Below are 18,149 nucleotides of genomic sequence, written 5' to 3' on the forward strand. Positions count from 1 at the left end.
TAAGTTCCGCCACATCTTTGCATCGAAATAATTCTTTAACCAATTTTCGATACAATGAAAAAATCATTACAATTTTTAGCGGTGCTTTTGACAGTGAGCACATTTACCTTTGGACAAGACGTTACCAAAAGGATTGATTCCATTATAAAAGACAGCTACCAGAAAAATCCAGACGTTGGAATCAGTGTCGGTTTTATCCAAAATAATAAAGAACACTTTATCTCTTTTGGAAAATTAGGCAAGGAAAGCAAAACAGATATCAATGAAAATTCCCTTTTTGAAATTGCGTCCATTACTAAAATTCTAACATCCAATCTAATTGCTCAAGCGGTTGTTGAAAACAAAATAAAACTAAGCGATTATATAGACAATTATCTTCCAAAACAATATGTCTTGCATCAAAATATTAGGAACAAAATTAAAATATCAGACTTGGCTTCTCACCAATCGGGTCTGCCAGATTTTGATTTTGGAAAGCTAATCGAACTCAATCCGCAACAGCCTGTCAGTGGCGTAACTGAACAAACATTGGCAACAATGATAAATAATTGCAACGAATTGATAGATTATGGAAAATACCGTTATTCAACGATCAGTTATACTTTGCTTGGACAAATTTTAGAAAAAATATACGGTCAGTCTTACGACCAAATTATTACGAATAAAATCATCAAGCCTTTAAGATTGAAAAACACACTGACTAAAGAATTCAACGTAAAAAACAGAACAGTTGCCCACAACCCGGAAGGAGGCATCCAAGAATTTTTTAACTGGAATGTAACTGCTCCGGCAGGTTTGGTAAAATCTACAACATTTGATATGGTTGCCTATTTAAAAGCAGTTTTGGATAAAGAAACGGCAGTTGGAAAAGCCGCATTACTTACGGAGAAACTCTTTTACAAAGACGAAAAAAGAGAAATGGGATTAGGCCTAAGCATTGTAACCGACGAAAAAAATATCATTTATTCAAAATCAGGAGATTCCATGGGACAGTCCTCCATTTTATGCTACAACAGAGCAGAAGGTTGGGGAATCATCATTTTGCTCAATCAGCGAAATTCAAAAATGAGGCAGGTGCTTTTGAATGAAATCTATGAATCGATTCTTAAATAGCGAAAGGAATCATTGAAATGCAGCTTCAAAAATCTGGCATATTGGAAAAGTGTAAAACTTTGAATAAATAGTATAAGAGAAATTGCAATAGTTATCACCAACTTTAGGCAAATAACTGCTTATTAAAATTGTTTCATGGGCTAAAACGAACTATCATGATATTTGAAATTTACAGCAAGAACCCCCAACAGCTACTCAAAAATATCTTTAAAGCAATTGAGGAAAACTCGTCCCGCCACATGGAACATTGGGAAATCGTTTCTGAAAAAGGAGTAGATTATCTCACCCAGCGCGACATCAAATATTTTTATAAAGTTTTATTGAAACCAGAAATAATTGACGACCTCAAGATTCGTTTTCATTTTATGTTTCACGAATATTCAGAACCCACGCATTATGTGCAGTGTGAATATTCCGGACAGCTGGCGGAGTGCATACTGTATAATTTTGGAGACGTAATCACAGGGTTGCAGATTTATCCTTAGCTCAGTATTTAAGATAATTAAAGGCGGTTGTTATTTGCAACTGCCTTTTTTGTTTTAAAAATTTGCTATAGTGCCGTTTTCGTTGCACTCGATTTTTAAGTTTTTGAAAGTGAAAAAATTTTAACGCAAATTGGACTAAGTTTTTCGCAAAGATGCGCTGACTTTTTAGCAGCGTTTTAAAGTTGCTTCTTGGTTTATAGGTTGCGATCGCTTTCTTTGTCTTGCTCAATAATGATGCGTATCTTTGGATTATAACTACAAATCACGCTAGCTATGAAGAAAATAGGATTTTTATCGTTCGGACATTGGTCTGAACATCCTGCTTATCAGGCCCGCACGGCAAGCGATACACTGCTTCAGTCTATTGACTTGGCGGTTGCTGCTGAGGAGATTGGCATTGATGGTGCTTACTTTCGCGTGCACCATTTTGCCCGACAGCTGGCTTCGCCTTTTCCGTTATTGGCCGCGATTGGAGCCAAGACGAACAAGATTGAGATTGGCACGGGAGTCATCGACATGCGCTATGAAAACCCGCTGTATATGGTGGAAGATGCTGGCGCGGCCGACTTAATTTCAGAAGGCCGACTGCAATTGGGAATCAGCAGAGGTTCACCAGAACAGGTAATCGACGGCTGGCGTTCTTTCGGCTATGCGCCAAAGGAAGGCGAAACGGATGCCGATATGGGACGCCAAAAGGCGTTGGAATTTTTAGAACGCCTTAACGGTGTGGGGTTTGCTGAACCGAATCCGTATCCTATGTTTCCAAATCCACCGGGATTATTGCGCTTGGAGCCTTATTCTAAAGGGTTGCGGGAGCGTATCTGGTGGGGTGCCGCGTCTAATGCCACTGCCATCTGGGCTGCTGAAAACGGAATGCACCTGCAAAGCTCCACGCTGAAATATGACGAAAACGGAAAGCCTTTCCACGTGCAGCAGGCAGAGCAGATTCGTTTGTATAAAGAAGCTTGGAAGAAAGCCGGGCATGCCCACGAACCGCGCGTTTCGGTAAGCCGTTCCATTTTTGCTTTGGTCAACGACCGAGACCGCTATTATTTTGGCGCTCAGGGTAATGACGGCGATAGCTTTGGCAATATTGAACGCGACAAACGGGCTATCTTTGGAAAAAGCTATGCTGCCGAACCAGAAAAGCTTATCGCTGAACTGGCACAAGACGAAGCAATCCAAGAAGCAGATACCATTTTGCTGACTGTACCCAATACATTGGGCGTTGATTACAACGTACACGTTTTGGAATCGATTTTAAAATATGTCGCTCCAGAACTCGGATGGCGTTAAGCGTCTGACTAAAAATAATAAGCCTCCTGAGTAACAAGGGGGCTTTTTTTTGTATTGTGTTTGAAGAGCGGTTGTCAAAAGTTAACAAGATTTAGTTGGTTTTTAACCTAAAAAACTACTGCGTTTTTTTGCAACGAGGCGCGAAACTTTTTGTTTTGTTGAGGTGAACTTCGGTCTGGGGTCGATAAGCATGGTTAGCTTTTTCGAGTTGTCCTTAAAATTATATTAAATCTTGCGTGCCGTAAGTAATTCCAAAATGGCTTTTTGTAAATTTACAGTGGCGGGTAGTTTCGCCTATAATTAAAGAAATAATGGTATTAAAATATGGAAAATCTTAAAAAAGCATATATCGCCGGGGGCTGTTTTTGGGGAATGGAAGATTTGTTTAGAGTTTTGCCGGGAATAATCGCTACCGAAGTAGGCTACCTGGGCGGTCAAAACGAAAATCCCACTTATGAAAATCATCCGGGTCACGCGGAAGGCCTTGAAATAACTTATGATCCTCAAATAATTACGTATAAAGAATTATTGGATTTTTTCTTTCGTGTTCACGATCCAACAACTGTTGACAGACAAGGCAATGACCGCGGTTCCAGTTACCGTTCTGCGCTGTTTATACAGAATGTGGAAGAGGAAGAGCAGGCGAAAGAGGTAATCGAAATTGTGGATGAATCAAAACGATGGCCGGGCAAGGTGGTAACTACGTTTGAACCATTCACAAAATTCTGGAGAGCAGAGGAATACCATCAAGATTATCTTGTCAAAAATCCTAATGGCTATACGTGCCATTTCGAGAGGTTCGGGACGTTTTTATAACTGTTGCAGTATTTTAGAAGGTGCAATAGTAACTTGATTACAACTTTTGTACATAAAAAAGCGAGGCAATCCTTTCGAAATTGCCTCGCTACAAACAACAAACTCCTAGAAAATATTAATAGCCTTGGTTTTGTATAAATCCTCTGCTGACGTCCATGGTCTCTTGAGGAATTGGAAATATTCTTCGGTATGGCTCTGTTGCCGGTTTTGCAGAATCTGGAAGCGCTTGGTCTATTTTTCCAAAGCGAACCATTTGCGGTCTTCTCCACATTTCCCAGTACATTTCAAACCCTAATTCTCTGTACAATGTGTTCGCATCGATTGAAGCAATCGGCAGTCCCGGAACGTTTCCGTACAACGATTCGCGTGTTCTGCTTGTGCGAAGCATGTTGATATCAGCCAATGCATTTCCAAGATCGCCTTTTCTGAAATAGGCCTCCGCTCTCATCGTATAAACACCTCCTAAACGAAATAAAGGAATATCTGAGTTGCTTGATCCGTTTCCTTCTTCTGGATCAAATTCAAACTTGAAACATCTTGCACCGCGATTGATCTGGTTTTGTGCCAAAACTGCCTGTGAAGCATTGTCAAAGTTTAATTCTGGCGTAAAGATCATCGGGGTAGTACTGCTTTTTTCCATAAACAATTGTGATACTTTTATTCGGTTGTCTGGTGTCATTTCAAAAGCACCCGCTGCCGTTAATTTAGGTCCATATTGCTGTCCGGCCATAATCCCGTAGTTAAAGTGAAACCAAGGATTTGATGTACCGGGAACAATATCTGTAGCAGGAACGCTTGCAGTGGTTCCGTCGTTCATGAACCAAGTTCCGTCCGCATATTGCACATATCTGTGAAACCTTGGATCGTCGTGATTCCCGTTCCAACTCGCATAAAATTCTGGAGTAATGCAAGAAGCATTGGTACCTCTGTTTGCAGCAGAAACTCTTTGGTTTCTTTCCATCGAAGTATAAGCAAGGTCGTTGTCTCCGTTTCTAATCATGTCGATTTTTTGAGTTACCACAAAAATAAGCTCTGAACCCGCTTCGTTGTGAATGGCAAAATTGTCGAAATAATTGCTTTCCAAACTAAACATGCCTGAATTGATCACCAGGTTTGAATAATAAATTACTCTGTCCATATCGGTGCCACCGCCACTCAAAGCTTCTTCACTAAAGTTAAAAGAAGATGATGCGTTGTAACGGTCTTTGTATACCGAACGGTTCAGGTACATTTGTGCCAAAAGTGCATACGCAGCCTGTTTTGTAAAACGTCCGTTGTGTGTGGATTGTGAGCCAAGATCTGCCAAATTTGGGATAATTTCTTCCATTTCCAAAATCAAGTCGTCGATTGCGTCACCGGCTTGCAAAATTTCTAATGGCGCATTTTCAACAAGCGGATCACGGTATGGCGCCTGTCCATAAAGGTCTAAAGTTGTGTATGTGTAAAAGGCCAGCAGTCCTTTTGCTTCTGCTAAAAAAAGTTCTTTTTCAGAGATATCGCTGGCGTTGATACTTTTGATGGCTGTTAGCGAACGCGTGATTCCGTTGGTCAGTAAATTCCAGTTGTCTGTAACCACTGCATTGTCTGGAGTCCAAGTAAATTCGTGCATGGCGCGCCACTTTCCTCCGTCTCCCCAGTCGCTTCCTCTTGTTGGCAAAATAGCGATGTCGCTGGCATATTCTTGCATGGCAAACATACCGCCGTTGTCCACAAAAGTTCTGTCTCCCAATCGGTCATAGGCCGCAGCCAAAGCGCCTTGGGCATTTCCAGAATCTTCTCCCAATACTTCGTCCAAAACTTTTTCGTCAAGGTCGGTACATCCCACAAATGCTACGGCAACGAATGCAGCAAGTATATTTTTTACGATAAATGTCTTATTCAGTTTCATGTTTTATAATTTTAAGGTTGCACCTAAGATGAAAGTTCTTGCAGTTGGATAACTAGCGTAATCAATTCCCACAGACTGGTTTCCGCCACTTGATTTTGGGCTGTTGATCAATGGATCATAACCGGTGTAATCTGTGATTGTAAACAAGTTTTGTCCGGTAACGTATAAATTCAGCGATTGCATCCATTTTAATTTGTCGGTCTTAAAAGTGTATCCTAAACGTGCGGTGTTCAAGCGCAGGAAATCTGATTTCTCCATGTATAAAGTAGAAATCTGCGGTGCGTTTGAAGAATTTGCTCCTGAGTTATAATAACCCTCTGCTACATTTCTGTCAGATGCCAGGTTGTTGATGTTTAGCGCGTTTAGTCCGGTATTGTTCAATAGGTAACCGCCGCTCTGTCCGATAATTGAGAATGAGAAGTCGAAGTTTTTATAACGCATCATACTGTTTAAACCATAAGTAAAGTTGGGCAGCGCACCCTCAAAAATTTGTCTGTCATCACCACTGATTATACCATCGCCATTGGTGTCTCTATAAATGTCAGCGCCTTCTTCGTCAAAGCCGATATGTTCCAAAAGGTAGAACGAACCTGCCTCATAACCGCTTTTATAAATATTAGCCAACACGCCAGACTGTCCCGGACCAGAAATTGTTCCCGAAAGTATTTCTGAAACCGGAAGGTCTTCAATTTTGTTGTTCAAAGTAGCTCCGTTGACATCCATTGACCACGTAAAATCATCGGTGTCCACGATTTTAGATCCAATCATAAACTCGATTCCTTTGTTTACAATTTTTCCGTCTATATTTCCCCAAACCGTAGTCGTTGGGCTTAAAACAGGTGCTGGCGTATTTAAGATCGCATCGGTTGTCGTTTTGTTGTAATAATCCACAGAACCATACAATTTATCATTCCAAAAGCTGAAATCAAGACCGATGTTGTACTGCGTCACCACTTCCCATTTTAAGTCTGGATTTGGCGTTCTAGCCACAGAAATACCGTTAACCAATTCCAAATCATCATACAGGTAATAGCCGTCTGCGCCAGAAAGGGCATACGCTGCCTGCGTGATTTTGTTCTGAACCTCTTGGTTTCCAGTTTGTCCCCAGCTTCCTCTTAATTTCAGTTCGTTGATGGCCGTTGCTTCTGCCAAGAAATTTTCTTTCGCAATATTCCAACCCACCGCAAACGAAGGGAAGTAGCCGTATTTGTTATTTTCTCCAAAACGAGTGGAACCGTCTGCTCTCAAGGAAGCCGTCAAAAGGTATTTTGAATCGTATGAATAATTGGCTCTACCAAAATATGACTGCAATTCATTTTCTTGTGAAAATCCCGAAACGCCTGACTGAACTCCTGCAAAGCCAGGGTTGTTTCCGGGAGAAACGCCTGTACCTTGGTCCGCAATTTGGTCAATGCTGAAGCTGTTTCCCGACCTTTCAAATTTCTGGTATGAGAAACCTCCCAAGATTTCCACCTTGTGTTTGTTTGCCTCAAGATTATAAGTCAAGTAATGTTCGATAAGCGAGTTTTTTGACTCAATATTGTTCTGCACATAACGGCCATTTGGGTTCAAGTCGGTGATGTTTGGGTAAATAGTCGTGTTTCTTTCTGCGATCGAACGGTCCACGCCCACATTCATTCGGTACTCTAAACCGTCAATGATTCTGAAAGAAGCTTCCAGATTTCCTAAAACGCGTAACGTGCGCGTCTGGTCTTCATAAATGCTCAGCAAATACGCCGGATTGTAATGCGCATTCATGTTAAAGTTGGTATATTCTCCATTTTCATCAAACACAGAGCGCGTTGGATTGGCCATCAGCGTGTGTACGATCAACTGTCCGTTTGAGCCTCCGTCATCACTCGTCGGCACGCCGTTGTCTTCTGTTTCACTGGCCGTCAAGTTCATTTTTAATTTTAATCTTTTGTTGTCTAAAAATGATTCTTCCGCATTTATTCTTCCCGAAGTTCTTTTAAAGCTGCTCTTGTTGATGATACCGTCTTGGTCCATCTGCGAAAGCGAAACATAGTAGTTTCCGGTTTCGGTAGCTTTTGCAAAAGACAGCGAGTTGTTTCGGGTTACCGCTTCTCTGTAAATCACGTCCTGCCAGTCGGTATTGCCACCGTGGTCAAACAACGGATCTGAAATGGCTGTTCTGTATTTTGAAGCCGAAAGCACATCTAATTTGTTCGCTACTTTTGAAAATCCCAAGTACGAATCAAAATTAAAAGACGCCTGCCCTTTATTCCCTTTTTTAGTAGTCACAATCACCACACCGTTGGAACCTCTGGCGCCATAAATGGCCGAAGCCGAAGCATCTTTTAAAACCGTGATCGATTCGATATCGCTGGTGTTCAAAAAGTTCAGCGGGTTTTTTGGAGCCGAAGCACCAAACCCTACGTTTGAACCACCGGGACTCACATCATCATTTGACAATGGCACACCGTCCACTACAAACAATGGCGTACTGCCGCTTCTGATGGAGCCAACCCCACGGATGGATACGTTTACACCCGCGCCAGGCTCGCCACTTGTGGGAACAATGCGCACGCCGGCTACTTTTCCCTGCAATAAATTATCGACAGAAATATTTACCCCTTGCTTAAATTGTTCGGCGTTTAATTGTGTCACGGCTCCGGTAACGTCTGCTTTTGACTGTTTACCATACGCCACAACCAATACTTCGTCAAGCGATTCTGCGTCGCTTTGCATTTTTACCGTCATAGAGGCGCTTGCCGGTACTATTTGTTTTTTATAACCCATGAAATAGATTTCGATCATGCTGCCCTCGGCTGCATTTAATTGAAACCTTCCGTCCATATCGGTTACCGTTGTGTTTTGTGTTCCTACTTCCACGATGGTCGCACCCGGAAGCGGTAATCCCTGTTCGTCCACGACCTGACCTTTAATAGGAATAGGAAGGACCGTTTTTACATTTAAGGCCGTGCGAAGAGAACCTAAAGGTGTCATTGCGTTGGTAGCCGCAAAACCAGTTTCCATCGAGAACAAAGCTGCCGCGATACAGCTGGCATTTTTTAGTCTTGAAAAATTAGTCATTACATACTTAGTTTAATGGTGTTGTTTTTGAATTTCAAAGAGCAGTCACATTCAAGGCCTCACAATTTCCTGCGACTGCTGCTTTTATTTTGGTGATGCGAAGTAACGGAATGACATCCCTAAAGTGTTTTCCTAAAAGTTATTTTTAAATTAAGCGAAGTCAATGAAATCAGGTGTTGTTGACTTTTTGTTTACCCAAAAATGATATTTTAATTGCATTTTGTTTTCGAAAAACTAACATTCGACTGCCTGCCAGAGTTTATATTTGAGTGCCAAGCTAGAAGCATTTTCTGGTTCTTTATACCTTTAAAAACTACACTTTTATGAAAACTCCACTTGCGGCACTCGCCGTTTTTATGTCGGGTACTGCTTTTTTCCAAGCCAATGCCCAAAATGATTCGCAGCCCATCAACACGCTTCAGGTCATCGGATCGCACAACAGTTATAAAAATGCAATCGAACCCGCGCTTTTTGCTTATCTGGACAGCAAAGATGCCACGCACGGCGTGAGAGGACTGCAATACGAGCATATTTCAATTCCAGCACAGTTGGACCTTGGACTTCGCAATCTTGAAATTGATATTTATGCCGACAGCAAAGGAGGGAAGTTTGCAAACCCCAAAGGATTGGAACTCGCCAAGCCAGAACAGGCCTATGATCCAAAGGGAGCCATGAAGCAACCCGGATTTAAGGTATTGCACGTTCCGGATATTGACTTCAGAAGTTCTGTAGCTACTTTTGAGGCGTGCCTGCAAATGCTCAAACAGTGGTCAGACGCGCATCCAGACCATGAACCTATTTTCATCACGCTGGAACCCAAAGACGGAACTGCCAATACCTTTGGAACTGCTCCAGAACCTTTTACCGAAGCGCTTTTTGACGAAATGGATGCCGTATTGAAAAACCAACTTGGTACTGAAAAATTGATTACGCCGGATGACGTTCGCGGCAAGTATGCCACGCTGGAACAAGCGGTGCTGCGCGGCAATTGGCCGAAGCTAAAAGACGCTCGCGGGAAGTTTTTAATCGTATTAGACAATAGCGGCGAGAAAAGAGACCTGTATAAAAAAGGGCATCCGTCTTTAAAAGGAAGGATGGTATTTATCAATGCCTCGCCTGGCACTCCAGAGGCAGCCACGCTTTTTAGAAACAATCCAGAAGACCCAACGATTGCCGGATTGGTAAAACAAGGCTATCTGATCAGAACAAGAGCCGATGCCGATACCAAGGAAGCCCGCGCCAATGATACCAAACATTTCCAAAAGGCACAGGCGTCTGGAGCGCAGATTATCACGACCGACTACTACCAGCCGAGCCGCTTTTTTGATTCGCCTTACAAGGTGCAATTTGAAGACGGAAGTTATGTGCGAAACAATCCCGTGAACGGAGCCAAGAAATAATAACCTCTGTATTTGACTAGAAAAGGCTCCGTAGTGGAGCCTTTTTTATTTGCCTTCGATGGCGTTTACCGTTCCCGTCTTGAGATCTACCAAGAAATGATCTGCAGGAGCGCCTTCCAAAAATTTCTTTAGGATCGTGAAGAACAAGCGGCATTGCTTCTGCTTCAAATCTTCGTTTGGTTTTTCAACTGAAAAAAGGGCGCCCAGTATTTTATACGATTGAATCCTTTCGCTGCCGATGTATTTTTCCGCCAGGCCGTCACCGCTCCTGATTCGGTAGAAATCATTGATGAGGTCTGCGCCCGTCCAATTTTTAAAATTACTCTTCTTGAAGATGTCTTGTTTCAAGATTTCTTTTTTTCTTTTGGGCGTAACATTTTTTAAAGTTTCGTTCCCTTGTAGTTGTGCCATTACCGCTAATTCGGAAGCTGTTTTTTGTTTCAGGAAAGCACCAAACCCTTCCGGCCAATCTTCTGGCAGAAAACGCAGGCGTACCAATTCTTTCAGATGCGAATCGGTAAAATCGAGATAGCTGTTGGTCTTCAGAATGGTTTTGTCCCAAATTCTTTCCGGATGTTCTTTCTTCAGATGTTCATATTCCATTTCATAAAGCGGTACCAGTTCCTGGGCTCTGGCCACGTTTTTTAATGCTACGGTTTCCACTTCAATGATTTCGTTCGGTCGAAGCGTCGCTATTTTATAAGCCGGGATATAAGCCGCCAAGGAAGGCGTCTGGATGTTGACCAGCACATTTCCTGCCACTTCGTGAATGCCAGTATCGTTGATGTGCATGTGGCCGCCAAAATGAATTTTTAAGCCCGAAGCCGCCAGTGCATCCGCCATTTCTTTAGAAGGCACTCGGCTGAGCTGCCATTTTTTGGGACCCATAAATGCGGCAATGGCCTCAGAAGCGCCATCGTTAAAATCACACATCGGATAGTGGCTGAAGGCAAGCAGCGTCTTGTTTCTTTTTTTGGCTTCTGTGGCAATTTTTGTGATCCAAGGCAGCAGGTGTTTTTTGAGAGGCATGTTGTTATAGCCCAAATCAGCGCCTTTGTAATTGGTCGGGTCTTTTGCATCGGCATTTGGCTTTGCCACCAAAGGATAACTGTTTCCGTCAATCGCCAAAAGCCATACGCCCGGCACGGGTTCCACGACATAACTCGCATCGGGCACTTGATAGCCGGGGGCGGTTTCGTAAATTCTATTTTTGAGCAGGCTGCTGGTCTGGGCTGATTCCATCGTGTAGTTTTCGGGATCGTAGTCGCTGAATGGGGTGGCCCAAAAAAGGTCGCTTTCTTTTGGAAAAAAACCAAAAGGGCGCAAGCTCTCCATGATGGCCGCATAGCCCATTTTAGAAATATCTTTGGTGATCACGGGTGGCAGGCTGTTCTGCGGCAATTGTTTTGGAAGTTCGCTGTAGATCGGCTGAGTTTGGCCTCCTGTTCCTAAAAAATCATCTTTTCCAGATTCCTGCGCAAAAGGTCCCACTGGGTCATGGTTTCCCGTGGTGATGAAAAATTGGATGCTGTATTTTTTGGAGTACTCCTCCAATATTTTAGAAAGGCCCCGAACGTGCAACGGCTGTCCGTCGTCGGTATAATCGCCCGGAAGCGCCACAATCTTGATGTCCCTGGCCACAATATCGTCTAGCGCTGCAAAAAGCGCAAAGTAGTTTTCATTAAACAGGCGGGTGGAGCGCAGCTGCGATTCCATGGTGCGGAGTAATGTATATTTTCCGTTTACCGGATTTTTAACACCGCTGTAATCACTGTCGGAGAGCTTTCCGTAGAGGTCTTGAAAATGAATGTCTGCCAGAAAGGCGATCTGAATCTTTGGCTTTTCGGATTGTGCAAAAACGGGATACGTGCAAAGGAGCAAAAGCGCGTAAAAGCGGGAGCGGTAGCTTGGCATTTTTTTTTGGTACAAAAATCGGGGAATGGTGGGGGAGGGCGGTTATTGGAATGTGAAGGAATTGTTAGATTTATGATTTTAGGTTTTAGATTGAGGGTTTGGGATTGCAGGAGTGAATTGTTGTTTTTTGGCTTGTTTTGTTTTTGGGAGGGTTTTTGCGTTTTTTTTCCAACCCGCCTGCGTGCACCCTCCAGAGGAGGGGAATGTGAGTGCCTATTTAAACGTATTTTTTAGAGTTCGGGAGCATTGTCGGCTTCTGCTTGCGTGAATGGATATACCAGTACTCCACCGTTGGGAAGTAGGTCGGGGGTGGAGAAATTAAGCAACGTACCGCGTCCCTGAATCCAAGCGCCGCTGTAAAAACCGTCGGTGCGGTCGAGTACATAATAGCCTCTTCCAGAATCTCCAAAAGTCACGGCCAGCGAATCGGTGTTGTTCTCGAATCCCGGGTAGATGACCGGTATTTGTTCTAACGACGTCATCAGTGTCACGTCTTGCGGGTTGCTTTGCGCGCCAGCCGGCAGGCTGATCGTGTGCAACAAAAGTGGTGTTGCCAATACATTGCCGGTGGCCAAGTCGCGGGTGCGGTAGCCTTCTATCTTGAGCGGTACGTCAGATCGGTTTTCGATGGCGAATCGGTAGTAGTAAAATGGTCCGTCACCGCCGTCATCTGGATCGCAGGAAGCCACCATTCCAGATAGTGCCACTGCAAATAGTACTTGTAATCTTATTATGTTTTTCATGCTAAAGAAGTCAGTTTGTTGGTACTGCGTTTTTTAAAAGATGCCTGAGTAGGAAAAAGGTTGCTTTGTTGGAAGTAAAGAAAATCAAAAAAAGATCTCATTTCAAGTAATTCTGTTAAACATGAACGCTTTACTATACAAAAATAAGGTTTTTGAGATCTACTTGTCTAAATAAAGACTTTGTCTTGGCACACTGTTAGTCAACGTTACGGACTTTTCAAGTAACTTATTCTGAAATAAAAGCCCACTTTGTCCCGAGGGCGACTTTAATAGCCTACCTTTCGCAGACTCAAACTCTCTCATTTATAATTATTTACCTCGTTTTAAGGCAGACTTATCGCAACGAAAACCGTGTCCAATTTAGAAGAGCGCAGTAACGCTGAACCCAAAGCTTGATGCGATTGGAAAAGTCTGCTTTAGGAATTATGAGCTACAATAGCATGAAACGCATCCAAAGGAATTAAAACTCGCACCGTCATTGGAGTGAGCTTAAAAATAATTCTTTACAGAAACAAAATTTTTGTTACCAATTTAAATTAGCTGACATGGATAAGAATGCAAGAGACAGAGGAAAAATCTTAAAACAATGGAGAAGTTTCCAGCAGGCACTAGCTGTATTTGAAGGAGACGCTGCCTATAATGAATTGATTCGGGGCAAGGGCTTTGAAGTAAAACACATGTCCTTTGAAAATGAGACAATCCTATTCACTATTTTGACCAACAACGAGATCTTGATTCCCTATGCAATTTTGCCAGGAGGCTACAAGAGCTGTATGTCTTTTATTAGTGATGAAATCAACGCACTCGAAGCTTCGCTAGATTGATTTATTTTGAACGCAGCTGATTTATTGAGGAGCCGCTTACTTTTATAATCCCTATTTATTTAGTAGATTTACTTAAAACTATTATTACAATGGAAAAGCACAGCGCGCCGATGCAACCCAATATGGCATCAACCCATGCCGACAGCATGGTGTTCTTGAACAGCGACGCTACCCGGCTTTACGGAAAAATGATCGAGGAAGTTCGCGACTATGCCATCCTTCTTTTGGATGCTGAGGGCAATTTACTGAACTGGAATGCAGGCGCCGCTGCCATAAAAGGATATGCCGCCACAGACATCATCGGAAAACACTTCAGCACTTTTTATACTATTGAAGATAACGAAGTGGGGCTTCCTGCACTGCTTATGAGCGTTGCAGTTAATGAAGGGCGTGCGATGCAAGAGGGTTGGCGCGTCAAAAAAGACGGAAGCAGGTTCTGGGCCTCAGTGGTCATTAACGCCCTGCATGATACAGATGGCACTGTCATCGGCTTTTCGAAACTTACCCGAGATCTTACCGAACGCAAGCTCGCCGAGCAACAGTTGCAACAGCATACCGAGGCATTGCGCCAGCGGACCGAGGAACTTCGAAAAAGCGAGGAACGGTACCACCGAATGATTGCTGAAGTGGAAGACTATGCGATTATTCTTTTGGACACCCAAGGCAACATACTCAATTGGAATAAGGGCGCCGAAAAGATCAAGGGCTATTCCGAGCACGAGATTGTCGGTAAAAATTTCAGGCAGTTTTATCGCAAGGAAGACTGCGCCAAACAGCTTCCAGAACAACTTTTGCAACAGGCAGCACTGTCTAACAAGGCCAACCATGAGGGATGGAGAGTCCGCAAGGACGGAACTGAATTTTGGGGCAGCATCGTCATCACCGCACTACATGATGATCATGGTGCCGTTATTGGCTATTCTAAAGTAACCCGAGATCGAACACAAACCAAACAGTTTGAGGATTTTATCCTTACGCAAAATAAACAACTTCACGAGTTCGCCTATATTGCCTCGCACGACCTGCAGGAACCGCTCCGCAAAATCATGATTTTTTCCAGCAGGCTACAGGAAGAGATCCGCAACAATGTGGTTGCCAGAGGATACCTCGATAAAGTGGCCGCATCGGCAGACCGAATGTCGAAGTTGATTACTGCCGTGCTAGATTATTCTCGCTTGGAAGAGGGTACCTTGGCACATCTTCCAGTCGATCTTAACCAAATGCTGGGCGATATCACAGCCGACTTTGAAATCCATCTCCATGAAAAAGACGGCACCATTGTATTGAATAGATTGCCCACCATCAGCGGTATTCCGGTACAACTTCGTCAGCTGTTTGCCAACCTCATCGGGAATGCCATTAAGTTTTCGGATACCTCGGTTGTCATAACAATAACTTCAGAAATACTACCGGCTAACAGCAATACGGAAACAGCAATGGTAAAGATTAGTGTGGCAGATAACGGCCCAGGCTTTCCCAACGAATATGCCGAGCAGATTTTTAAAATCTTCAGCAGGCTTCAAGATAAAAGCTCTGGAACGGGCATAGGCTTGGCGCTGTGCCGAAAAATTGCGGAACTCCATGGTGGGACAATTACTGCTGCCAGCCAGCCCGGCATCGGCACGACCTTTGAGATCCTGTTGCCTTATCAGCCTTAAAGCGCTGCAATCGCTTTCGCAAAAGCATCGGTTTTTTACTTAAATTATACTATTTCGGCATTGCTGCCAACATTGACAGTGTTCTTTCATCGCGCTTTCCTGCAAAGTATTTATCCAGCACTTGCTCAAATACCTCATCTGCATTTTCCACTTGAGAGAACAGCGTCATGGACGAGCGTAACTTTTGGCTGTCAGTACTCCCAAATATCGCTTCTGCTGACTTGTCTTTTACTGACAGCAGGGTTGTCGCTGCTTCCAATAGATTTTTTCGAAGTGACGGTTGCGCCAAGTATTCCTTTGCTTCTTCAAGGGTGTCGATTCCATAATAGTGCGCGTTGTGGCTTTGGCCAAGGCCTTTAAGCTGCGGGAAAATGAACCACATCCAATGCGAGGTTTTTTTTCCGTCTCTTACTTCTGAAAGTGCTCTTTTGTAGGTATGCTGTTGCGCTTCTAAAAAGCGGTCTAGTACGTTGCTGTAATGCATTTTTAGGCAATTTTGGCGTTTTATTTTTGTCCGATTCTTGTCTTGAAGAGCATATTGTTCCGCTACACATTGTTGTTGCAGTGTCGTTCCGTAAAAATACATCTACTGAACCAACAGTGCGTTATACGCACAGCTGGCAATTGTTATATTTTATTTGTTTTTGCTTATTATTGTCGTTTTCAAAGTGGTTATGTCGCAAGATATAAGACAGTTGCATAATTGTATAAGGGTTGTTCCCTTTTAAAAGGCTTCCTTTATAAAGCAATTTAAAACACACACCATGGAAAAAAATAACGCATCAGACTTCAACAAGCAGGAAGCGAAACAGGAAGATTTGGGCCTGAACAAGTCAGACGGAACCAATAAGTTTCTGACGACCAACCAAGGGGTCAAGATTAACGACGACAACAACTCCCTAAAGGCAGGAGAACGAGGACCTTCGCTACTTGAAGACTTTATCTTACGGGAAAAAATAACGCATTTTGATCACGAGCGAATTCCAGAACGCATCGTGCATGCTCGCGGGTCTGGTGCGCACGGATTTTTTGAGGTGACCAATCCGATTCCGCAGTTTACCAAGGCCGGATTTCTGCAGCACCTGGGCCAGAAGACACCGGTTTTTACGAGGTTTTCTACCGTAGCGGGCTCGCGTGGCTCCACTGATCTTGCCCGCGATGTGCGTGGCTTCTCTGTGAAATTCTATACCGAAGAAGGCATTTATGATTTTGTAGGAAATAACGTCCCGGTGTTTTTTATCCAAGATGCCAATAAATTCCCAGACCTGATCCACGCGGTCAAGCCAGAGCCCCATAACGAAATGCCGCAGGCTGCGTCTGCCCACGATACCTTTTGGGATTTTATCTCCCTGATGCCTGAATCCATGCACATGATCATGTGGGTCATGTCTGACCGCGCGATTCCGAGGAGCTACCGCATGCAGGAAGGTTTTGGCGTGCACACTTTCCGATTCATCAACGAGGCCGGCGAATCCCATTTCGTAAAAATCCATTGGAAGCCAAAGCTTGGCACGCATGCCGTCGTATGGGACGAAGCGCAGAAAATTTCTGGGAAGAATCCTGATTTCCACAGGGAAGACCTTTGGGAAGCTATCGAAATGGGGAATTTTCCAGAATGGGAGATGGGCGTGCAGGTGATCCCGGAAGCCGACGAACACAAATTTGATTTCGATCTTTTAGACCCCACCAAGCTGGTGCCGGAAGAACTGGTTCCTGTGACCATCGTAGGACGCATGGTGCTGAATCGCAACCCAGACAACTTTTTTGCAGAGACCGAACAGGTCGCTTTTCATCCGGGGCATGTGGTACCGGGCATTGATTTTTCAAACGATCCGCTGTTGCAGGGAAGGCTTTTTTCCTACACCGATACGCAACTCTCGCGCCTTGGCAGCCCTAATTTTCATGAAATACCGATTAACAGGAGTATTTCGCCCACCCATAACAACCAGCGCGACGGCCATATGAGGCAGGAAATCAACAAGGGGCGCGTGAGCTACCATCCTAATTCGCTGGGCGGAGGCTGTCCTTACCAAGCCATGATTTCAGAAGGTGGCTTTGCCAGCTTCGGCGAACGCATCGAAGCGCACAAGGTACGCGAGCGCAGCGACAGTTTTACCGACCATTTCAGCCAGGCGAGGCTTTTTTTTGACAGCCAAACGGCTATTGAGCAGCGCCACATCATCAAGGCACTCCGCTTTGAACTGGGAAAAGTAGAAAGCGCGCCAGTACGTTCCCGAATGCTGGGACTGCTGTTACAGGTCAGCGAAATGCTAGCAGACCAAGTAGCGGCTGGACTCGGTATGAAAGTTCCCGCGCAGCCCGAAAAGCCGATGAATCACGGGGTAGGTGCCGACGCTGTGGGGACCAAAGAGCCGAAGGAACCATCAAAAAGCAATAGCACCTCTGATGCCTTGAGCATGATTAAAAATCCGACCGTGACGTCAACCATAGCCACTCGAAAAATTGCATTCCTCTGTAACGATGGTGTCAGCGAAGCTTCCGTGGCAGCAATGAAAAAGGCGCTTGTTGAGCGGGATGCCAAGGCCTGTATTATCGCTCCCCATCTTGGTGCCGTGCCTACGGCTGAAGGTGGCGCGCTTGCTGCTGACTTTAGTTTTTTTACCGCCTCGTCGGTACTGTTCGATGCTATTTTTATTCCAGAAGGAAATGTCCAGACCGAGCTGGCCGGGAATCTTGATGCCATGGAATTCATCAACGATGCCTTCAGGCACTGCAAGATCATTGGAGCTGCCGGAGCGGGTGCTGCCGTGCTCACTGCACCGCAATGCCTTGCCAAAGACAAGAGCGACGGCGGTATTATCACGGCGGACGCCTCCGATGCGCCCGAATTCATTTCCAACTTCCTCACGGCAGTTGCCGGACATCGTTTCTGGGAACGTGAAGAAGCACTAGAAGCAAGCATCAGTCCATCTAAAAATAACCGTTAAAAAAAATAAC

13 protein-coding genes are annotated in these 18,149 nt (G+C 44.2%); 8 read left to right on the forward strand and 5 right to left on the reverse strand.

All coding sequences use genetic code 11. The features are described 5' to 3' along the window. Positions 1 to 54: 54 nt before the first annotated feature. The 4 genes from ACFPVY_RS06565 (at position 55) to msrA (ending at position 3,710) form a co-directional block, all read left to right on the forward strand. Positions 55 to 1,113: a serine hydrolase domain-containing protein gene (locus ACFPVY_RS06565; RefSeq protein WP_379791174.1), complete on the forward strand. Its 1,059-nt coding sequence runs from the start codon at positions 55 to 57 to the stop codon at positions 1,111 to 1,113. Positions 1,114 to 1,268: 155 nt separating this feature from the next. Then, positions 1,269 to 1,598: a hypothetical protein gene (locus ACFPVY_RS06570; protein WP_379791175.1), complete on the forward strand. Its 330-nt coding sequence runs from the start codon at positions 1,269 to 1,271 to the stop codon at positions 1,596 to 1,598. A 273-nt stretch (positions 1,599 to 1,871) separates the two neighbouring features. Next, positions 1,872 to 2,894 (forward strand): LLM class flavin-dependent oxidoreductase, encoded by a 1,023-nt coding sequence (locus tag ACFPVY_RS06575; RefSeq protein ID WP_379791176.1) that lies wholly within the window; start codon positions 1,872 to 1,874, stop codon positions 2,892 to 2,894. A 324-nt stretch (positions 2,895 to 3,218) separates the two neighbouring features. Then, positions 3,219 to 3,710: a peptide-methionine (S)-S-oxide reductase MsrA gene (gene msrA, locus ACFPVY_RS06580; RefSeq protein ID WP_379791177.1), complete on the forward strand. Its 492-nt coding sequence runs from the start codon at positions 3,219 to 3,221 to the stop codon at positions 3,708 to 3,710. A 115-nt stretch (positions 3,711 to 3,825) separates the two neighbouring features. Here msrA and ACFPVY_RS06585 read toward each other — a convergent pair whose 3' ends face one another. Together ACFPVY_RS06585 and ACFPVY_RS06590 are read right to left on the reverse strand one after the other, a co-directional pair. After that, positions 3,826 to 5,598 carry a RagB/SusD family nutrient uptake outer membrane protein gene (locus tag ACFPVY_RS06585; RefSeq protein WP_379791178.1) on the reverse strand — a complete coding sequence of 591 codons (1,773 nt, stop codon included), beginning with the start codon at positions 5,596 to 5,598 and terminating at the stop codon, positions 3,826 to 3,828. A 3-nt stretch (positions 5,599 to 5,601) separates the two neighbouring features. Next, complete coding sequence (locus ACFPVY_RS06590; RefSeq protein ID WP_379791317.1) at positions 5,602 to 8,565, reverse strand: SusC/RagA family TonB-linked outer membrane protein; 2,964 nt, start codon at positions 8,563 to 8,565, stop codon at positions 5,602 to 5,604. Positions 8,566 to 8,975: 410 nt separating this feature from the next. Between ACFPVY_RS06590 and ACFPVY_RS06595 the strand changes: the two genes are divergently transcribed. Beyond that, entirely contained in the window at positions 8,976 to 10,052 is a 1,077-nt protein-coding gene (locus ACFPVY_RS06595) for a phosphatidylinositol-specific phospholipase C1-like protein (protein ID WP_379791179.1), read from the forward strand. Positions 10,053 to 10,097: 45 nt separating this feature from the next. On the opposite strand, the gene ACFPVY_RS06600 is transcribed toward ACFPVY_RS06595, so the two are convergent. Next, the gene (locus tag ACFPVY_RS06600) at positions 10,098 to 11,966 is read right to left on the reverse strand and encodes a metallophosphoesterase (RefSeq protein WP_379791180.1); all 1,869 of its coding nucleotides are present in this window, start codon (positions 11,964 to 11,966) and stop codon (positions 10,098 to 10,100) included. A 230-nt stretch (positions 11,967 to 12,196) separates the two neighbouring features. Beyond that, a complete protein-coding gene (locus ACFPVY_RS06605) occupies positions 12,197 to 12,709 on the reverse strand; it encodes a hypothetical protein (RefSeq protein WP_379791181.1) in 513 nt (170 codons plus the stop codon). 545 nt (positions 12,710 to 13,254) lie between these two features. On the opposite strand from ACFPVY_RS06605, the gene ACFPVY_RS06610 reads away from it, so the two are divergent. Together ACFPVY_RS06610 and ACFPVY_RS06615 are read left to right on the forward strand one after the other, a co-directional pair. After that, a complete protein-coding gene (locus ACFPVY_RS06610; RefSeq protein WP_379791182.1) occupies positions 13,255 to 13,533 on the forward strand; it encodes a hypothetical protein in 279 nt (92 codons plus the stop codon). Between the two features lie 89 nt (positions 13,534 to 13,622). Beyond that, entirely contained in the window at positions 13,623 to 15,191 is a 1,569-nt protein-coding gene (locus tag ACFPVY_RS06615; RefSeq protein WP_379791183.1) for a sensor histidine kinase, read from the forward strand. Positions 15,192 to 15,240: 49 nt separating this feature from the next. Here ACFPVY_RS06615 and ACFPVY_RS06620 read toward each other — a convergent pair whose 3' ends face one another. Further along, positions 15,241 to 15,675, reverse strand: a complete 435-nt coding sequence (locus ACFPVY_RS06620) for a DUF1810 domain-containing protein (RefSeq protein ID WP_379791184.1) — start codon at positions 15,673 to 15,675, stop codon at positions 15,241 to 15,243. 280 nt (positions 15,676 to 15,955) lie between these two features. Between ACFPVY_RS06620 and ACFPVY_RS06625 the strand changes: the two genes are divergently transcribed. Continuing rightward, positions 15,956 to 18,139 (forward strand): catalase, encoded by a 2,184-nt coding sequence (locus tag ACFPVY_RS06625; RefSeq protein ID WP_379791185.1) that lies wholly within the window; start codon positions 15,956 to 15,958, stop codon positions 18,137 to 18,139. Positions 18,140 to 18,149: the final 10 nt, after the last annotated feature.

Source organism: Flavobacterium qiangtangense, from assembly GCF_042658345.1.
Taxonomy (GTDB): Bacteria; Bacteroidota; Bacteroidia; order Flavobacteriales; family Flavobacteriaceae; genus Flavobacterium; species Flavobacterium qiangtangense.

Coding starts and splice junctions, on each gene's coding strand:
- ACFPVY_RS06565 (WP_379791174.1), top strand. CDS start 55: ATGAAAAAATCATTACAATTTTTAGCGGTGCTTTTGACAGTGAGCACA.
- ACFPVY_RS06570 (WP_379791175.1), top strand. CDS start 1,269: ATGATATTTGAAATTTACAGCAAGAACCCCCAACAGCTACTCAAAAAT.
- ACFPVY_RS06575 (WP_379791176.1), top strand. CDS start 1,872: ATGAAGAAAATAGGATTTTTATCGTTCGGACATTGGTCTGAACATCCT.
- msrA (WP_379791177.1), top strand. CDS start 3,219: ATGGAAAATCTTAAAAAAGCATATATCGCCGGGGGCTGTTTTTGGGGA.
- ACFPVY_RS06585 (WP_379791178.1), bottom strand. CDS start 5,598: ATGAAACTGAATAAGACATTTATCGTAAAAAATATACTTGCTGCATTC.
- ACFPVY_RS06590 (WP_379791317.1), bottom strand. CDS start 8,565: ATGACACCTTTAGGTTCTCTTCGCACGGCCTTAAATGTAAAAACGGTC.
- ACFPVY_RS06595 (WP_379791179.1), top strand. CDS start 8,976: ATGAAAACTCCACTTGCGGCACTCGCCGTTTTTATGTCGGGTACTGCT.
- ACFPVY_RS06600 (WP_379791180.1), bottom strand. CDS start 11,966: ATGCCAAGCTACCGCTCCCGCTTTTACGCGCTTTTGCTCCTTTGCACG.
- ACFPVY_RS06605 (WP_379791181.1), bottom strand. CDS start 12,709: ATGAAAAACATAATAAGATTACAAGTACTATTTGCAGTGGCACTATCT.
- ACFPVY_RS06610 (WP_379791182.1), top strand. CDS start 13,255: ATGGATAAGAATGCAAGAGACAGAGGAAAAATCTTAAAACAATGGAGA.
- ACFPVY_RS06615 (WP_379791183.1), top strand. CDS start 13,623: ATGGAAAAGCACAGCGCGCCGATGCAACCCAATATGGCATCAACCCAT.
- ACFPVY_RS06620 (WP_379791184.1), bottom strand. CDS start 15,675: ATGCATTACAGCAACGTACTAGACCGCTTTTTAGAAGCGCAACAGCAT.
- ACFPVY_RS06625 (WP_379791185.1), top strand. CDS start 15,956: ATGGAAAAAAATAACGCATCAGACTTCAACAAGCAGGAAGCGAAACAG.